This is a genomic window from Planococcus sp. CAU13 (genome assembly GCF_000775575.1).
Classification (GTDB): Bacteria; Bacillota; Bacilli; order Bacillales_A; family Planococcaceae; genus Planococcus.
Genome location: NZ_JRGN01000252.1, coordinates 1 through 5,715, shown reverse-complemented (window position 1 = coordinate 5,715; position 5,715 = coordinate 1). Strand labels below are relative to the sequence as shown.

Annotated in this window: 3 protein-coding genes; all 3 read right to left on the bottom strand. The window is 44.7% G+C overall.

Annotated elements, in window-relative coordinates; genetic code table 11:
• Positions 1 to 42: 42 nt before the first annotated feature.
• Positions 43 to 2,028, bottom strand: coding sequence for an S-layer homology domain-containing protein (locus tag KW93_RS12090; RefSeq protein ID WP_033543280.1), 1,986 nt, complete (start codon positions 2,026 to 2,028; stop codon positions 43 to 45).
• A gap of 65 nt (positions 2,029 to 2,093) precedes the next feature.
• The gene (locus KW93_RS16990) at positions 2,094 to 3,962 is read right to left on the bottom strand and encodes an N-acetylmuramoyl-L-alanine amidase (protein ID WP_052131603.1); all 1,869 of its coding nucleotides are present in this window, start codon (positions 3,960 to 3,962) and stop codon (positions 2,094 to 2,096) included.
• Between the two features lie 333 nt (positions 3,963 to 4,295).
• Entirely contained in the window at positions 4,296 to 5,195 is a 900-nt protein-coding gene (locus tag KW93_RS12080) for a C40 family peptidase (RefSeq protein ID WP_033543279.1), read from the bottom strand.
• Positions 5,196 to 5,715: the final 520 nt, after the last annotated feature.

Here is a 5,715-nt window from a genome sequence, read left to right as displayed (position 1 = left end):
GCACATTGAGTGCGCTGCAGTCTTTTAGGTTGTTGCGATATTTTACTTAAGAACCGATAGCGGGCGGATGTATTCGCCTGCAAAGTAAACTTCAGGGAATCTGAGATCATCGGAAGAAGTTCTGTACCATGTACGGTCCGGTTTCTTCAATGCTTCTTTCAGGATAACAGGGTAACCCGCTGCTTTATAAGTGAAAGCGACGTTATTTGTCAGGACTTCTGCGCTTGTGCGCGCGTTCTGGTTAATGGCTGTTGTCAAACCAAGTTCATAGGCGAAAAGCTCTTTGCCGCCCATTGCCTGGTCGATGCGGTACATATGGCCCGCCGCTTTCGAGCCCCAGAACGGGTCAGAAGCGTAGCGCATGTTCATGCCGATTGCTTTGGAACCGAAGTTCGAGCCGTTGGCGTACACTGCATTCGGTGGAATATAGTTTTTATTCCAGAACAGGGAAATCAATTCGTCGATATTCTCTTCAACTGTAGCGAAATGGTCATTGGCAGGGTTGTTGTCATAGACTCTCAGGCCGAACAGGTTATTGAAAGTCACCGCACGTGCACTCAGGCCATAGGCGCTTTCGTGCTGGGCAAGTGCCAGAATCATAAGGGCGTTGATGCCGCTTTCTGCTTCAACTTTTTTCAGGTGAGTTCCCATGCCGATCAGTTTGCTTCGTTTGGAAGCGTCTTTGTATGTGGTGCTGCTTGGGTTATTGGCTTCCAGTTCAAGCAATCTTTTTACGATATAAGCGTCAATTTCTGCGGCCGTATAAGAAGTCGTGCTTCTTGCAGGCAGGTACTGGAAGTAATTGTAGCCGCGTCCTGCGACTTTGCCGCCTGTAGTCAGGAACTCAATGCCGTCCCAGCTGTGGTAGCGTTGTCCAGCTGACATGAATGACGGCGCTTTGCCGATGCTGTAGGCTGAATAGGAATTTTTCGCATTTGAGTAGATATGGTGGTTCAGGTTGCCGCCGCTTACCGAGTAATATGAACGGCCAGTCATTTGGCTCCATAATTTCAGGTTGGCGTTCTGGTGGCGGATGAAGCCGTCCTTGCCGGAAACGCGGACCTGCACATAATCTTTCGTCGATCCGTAATATTCAAGTTCAGTATCCGCGCTGACATAAGTGAATGCATTGCGCAGTACCGTGTCGCCTTTAGCGTCGACTGCTGTCGTGGCGTAAACCGTTGTCAGGCTGTCTGACGGCAGTGGAACCGTAATGACCACGCCTGAATTCATACGTACAATTGCATTGTCGTAATAAACCGCGTTGCCGTTCCCAGCTTTAAGGAAGGCTTCAGCTGCTTCAAACGTATCGAATTTCCTGATGACTTTATGTGTTCCGTCAGATGCTGCAGTTGCTACATCATATGTCAGCACAGGTTCCGCCTCCGGTTCTTCAGGCTGAGCTGCTTTGGCCACTTTCAAAAGGCGGGACATGATTGCAGCAGCGTCACCGCGTGAAGCATTGTCTTCTGGCCGGAAGAAAAGTTTGCCGTCAATCGGAGATCCTTTGAAAATTTCATAGGCTACCGTATTTGCTACAGCAGGACGGTAATCTGCAAGGATCTTCTTCACATCAGCGAATTGAAGGTTCGTGGATTTTTCTTCGATCTGAAGATATTTCATCGCACGTTCAGTTATGACAGCCATGTGCACGCGTGAAATGACTTTATGCGGTTTGAAAGTGCCATCTGTATAGCCTGTAATTATTTCCGCGTTGGAAGCTGCAAGGACTTCATTCAGGAAATCGTTTTCGCTTTTTACATCCGTGAAAATTTTGCCTTCTGTAGGCGTTTCAAGATTTAAAGCGCGTGAAATGATTGCAGCGAACTGGCCGCGCGTCACTTGTGCATCGGGTCTGTATTCCCCGTTCCCGTAACCGTTCATGACTTTCAGTTCAATCATTTCAAGTAATGCTTCTTCATGCCAGTGGCCTGTTATGTCATCGGCCGCATGTGCAGACTGTGAAAATGGAGTAAGGATGATCAGAAATGCTAATAAAGCTGTAAAATATTTTAATCTGCTGGTCATTTATATCCGCCTTTTCTGAAAAAATTTCCTGCCGGCACCAAGGTGGCCCGGCAGAATGTGAATGATTATGGTGCTGAGTAATAAGTGACAAGGCCCTCGAAAATAGCCTGCGCGTATTTATCAAGATAAGCTGGGCTCGTCAATTTCGCGAAATCCGGATCATGAGTCAGGAAACCGAGTTCAACAAGTACTGCCGGAATGTCCTGATTGCGGATGACATGGTAATTGCCGTCAGCTACACGGCGGTAATGCATGTTTGCATACTGCACGATTTTGTTCTGAATATCCAAAGCCAGATACTTACTTTCAACTGCATTGGCATTCTTCGAATTGTAGAAGACTTCGGAACCTTTAGCGGTGGAGTTGCTGAAAGCATTCACATGAACGCTGACAAAAGTTTCTGCGTAATTCTGTCTTGCGAAATCAACCCGGTCCTGAAGGGAAGGGAAGACATCGGTTTTACGCGTCATCAGAACATTTGCGCCAACCGCTTTCAGTTTGGCTTCAACGCGCTTCGAGACATCAAGCACGATGTTCTTTTCTACGACACCGTTTCTTGTTGCACCGGGGTCAGATCCGCCGTGTCCTGCGTCAAGCACGATGACACGGTTCTTCAGAACGTGGCCGCTTGAATTGACCAGCTTCAAATACGTTTTATGGACGAATCCGGTATGTGTGCCGAATTTAACTTTTGCCCAATAACCGTCTATGGAAAGAACAGTGACTTTATTGCCGGCAATAAGTTTTGTGACAATCGGGCTTGTGGCATTGGCCGCACTTCTCATATTCAGGGAAGCGACAGTCACTTTGCCTGTAAGGCTGCTGTTTGTCACAGGAGTGACGGGTTTATCTTTTTCATAGACAACTGTATAAGATTTGCTGATATACGCTGGCAGGTCGTTGAAGAGAACCAGGTACCAGCCGTTTGTTTCGCCGTGGACTTCGATAATGTCATTGCTCTTGAATTGGCCCATCAGCACGCCGTTTGCATTAGGCGCGTTTCTGACGTTAAGAACAGTCGTGTTGATCTTGACAAAATGAGTGGCCAGTCCAACCGGCTGTGAGTTTGCGTCAAGGAAGCTGATGTATGATTTATGGATATAGGAAGGACGCTTTGCATAGCGAATTTCCACCCAGTCCTTATTGGCGTCACTGACGATGGTTACAGGCTCACCGTGCTTAAGTTTTCCGTTGACGCTGTGTGCATCTCCAGGGCCTGAACGGACATTAAGTGTATCTCCTGCATTTGGAAGTTTTACAGTTCCTTTAACCATTTCGGTTTGAGAAGCTCTGACTACGGGTACAATAAATTTAGTGTCTAATGCTCTGGCAAGCATTAAAGAAAATTGGCCGCGTGTCAAAGATGAACTGGAATTGAATTTACCCTGTGAACCCTGGGTGATTCCTTTGTAATAAAGTCCATTGATGAATGGCGTGTATTCCTCAGTGAGTGATACATCCGAGAACATGAGAGGCGTGTTCAGTGAAGCTGGCTGCTGAATGCTGAATGCGCTGGCAAGGACTTTCGCCATCTGGCCGCGGCTCAAGTTAGCGTAAGGTTTGAATGTACCGTCCGGGTTACCTTTGAAATAACCCAGCTTGACTGCTTTACTGATGTACTGATACTCTTCGGTGCCTTTTTTAACATCAGGAAACGTGATATTCGCTCCAGCGATATTTTGGTTGCCGGTTGCGATCACCAGCATTTTCGCAGCCTGGAAGCGGCTTACATTTCTTTCAGGTTTAAAAAGTGACTTTCCATTTTCAACATAACCTTTGATAATTCCTTTGCTGCTTATATAAGAAACTTCTTCCGAATATTCATCTGTGGCTGAGACGTCAGAAAAGGCCGTACTTGCACTTACTGATGATCCAGTCGAGAAGAACACCCCGCTGATCAGCATAAAAGCAAAAAGTATGCAAACATTCCTCATTTATACAATTACCTCCATATTTTAGTCTAATGAAATGATACCAATAGACTCACTTAAAAGCTATCATACATTTATCCTTCTTAATACCCTTTTTTTATTAAAATGATAATATTCATAAGCATATAGACATGAAAAACCAGCTGTAGCACCGGTTTTTTCCCTTCGGAAACCAAGAGGGGAATATAGGGTGGGTTCAATTAACCTGTAGGTAAGGTATGTTTTTTTGTAAATATATTACTTTAATTTCGAGATGAACAATAAGAATCAAGCAAAAATAAAAAGGCTGCAGCAAAAGCTCATGAAGATGAGTCTTTGCTGCAGCCTTTAATGTGCTTATTTGTTTTTAGCGCGATCGATGAATTTCTGCAATTGAGTTTTTGTTACGTTGTCAGTTACTCCGTAATAGCCATTTTCATAACCCGTTGTAACGTTGTTATGGAAAAGAGTTGAAATATAGCCGTAGAACATGTGGTTCGTAGGAACATCTTTGAATCCGCCATTTTTCTGGCCGTTCAATTTGTAAGCTTCTGTGATCACTTTCGCCATTTGTGAACGGTTCAATTTATCGTTCGGATTGAATTTGCCGTTAGAACCAGTGAAGATCCCTGCTTCATAAGCGGCGTTGATGTATTCGATTTTCGGGTTGGTCGAGTAGATATCCGAGTAGTAAGTGTCTTTTGATTTTGCTTTCAGGCCCAAAGCTTTAACGATTGTTTCTGCTGCTTCAAGTCTTGTAACGTAACTGTTCGTGTCTAATTTTGCAGAAGTCGCTGTCACTGTTGGTGCTGAGAAATTCTTAACGCGTTTAGCACCGATATATTTGCTGCCCCAGTAGTAAGGATCGTTGATGGATGAAACCATGATGCCTTTACTGGATGAAGAATGGATGAAGTTATTGCTGCCGATGTAGATCCCGACGTGAGAGACACCTTTACCTGAAGTGTTGAAGAAGACAAGGTCTCCGACTTGCAGATTGCTTTTCGAAACAGAAGTTCCAGTGTTGAACATTTCGCCAGTTGTGCGTGGAAGAGATACGCCGTTTTTCGCAAATACGAATTGGACGTAACCGGAGCAGTCAAAACCTGATGGCGTTGTGCCGCTCCATTTATATGGAACACCTAGATATTGTTTGGCTGTTGCGACTAATTGATTTGAAGTTGAAGCTTCAGTGGCAGTTGGCAAGGTTGGAAGTATCAGGAAGACCGCTAGTAACGTGATGATTATGCGTTTCATACTTTTACATTTCCCCTTAAATAATTTTTTTATTTTTTGTATTATTTTTCTAAATTTCCTGTTTGAAGCATAGCACGGAAGGGTAAGTATTTAAGTTACATTTGTGTAACAAAACAATTACACCCTGAAATAAACCCCTCTGATTCCCGTTCTAAAGCGGTTTTCGTTACTTTGAAATAATTAGTTTTTTATGAATAAAAGCATGTTGAAATGGGTATATTGGTGGATTTGAGGTTTGGATAGGGGAAATATACAGAAGAATATCAATTCGCTTCGGCGCTTTGGATAAGAATCTATATTCCGTAAAACAGCTGCGCTTGCCTGGGGGCTCGCACTGAGCTAACTCGTACTAGTTTCACTTCGTCCGAGTGGATCTCGCCCTTCGTCGGCATTCGCCTATTCCCCTGGGCGTCTGCACTGTTTTGCTTCATATCTAAGAACCACTTCTAGATGAATGAGCGGAAGGCAGCGAAGTGCAGAGATGTGCTCCTGCATCGCTACGCTGCTTCGTCGCAAAGAC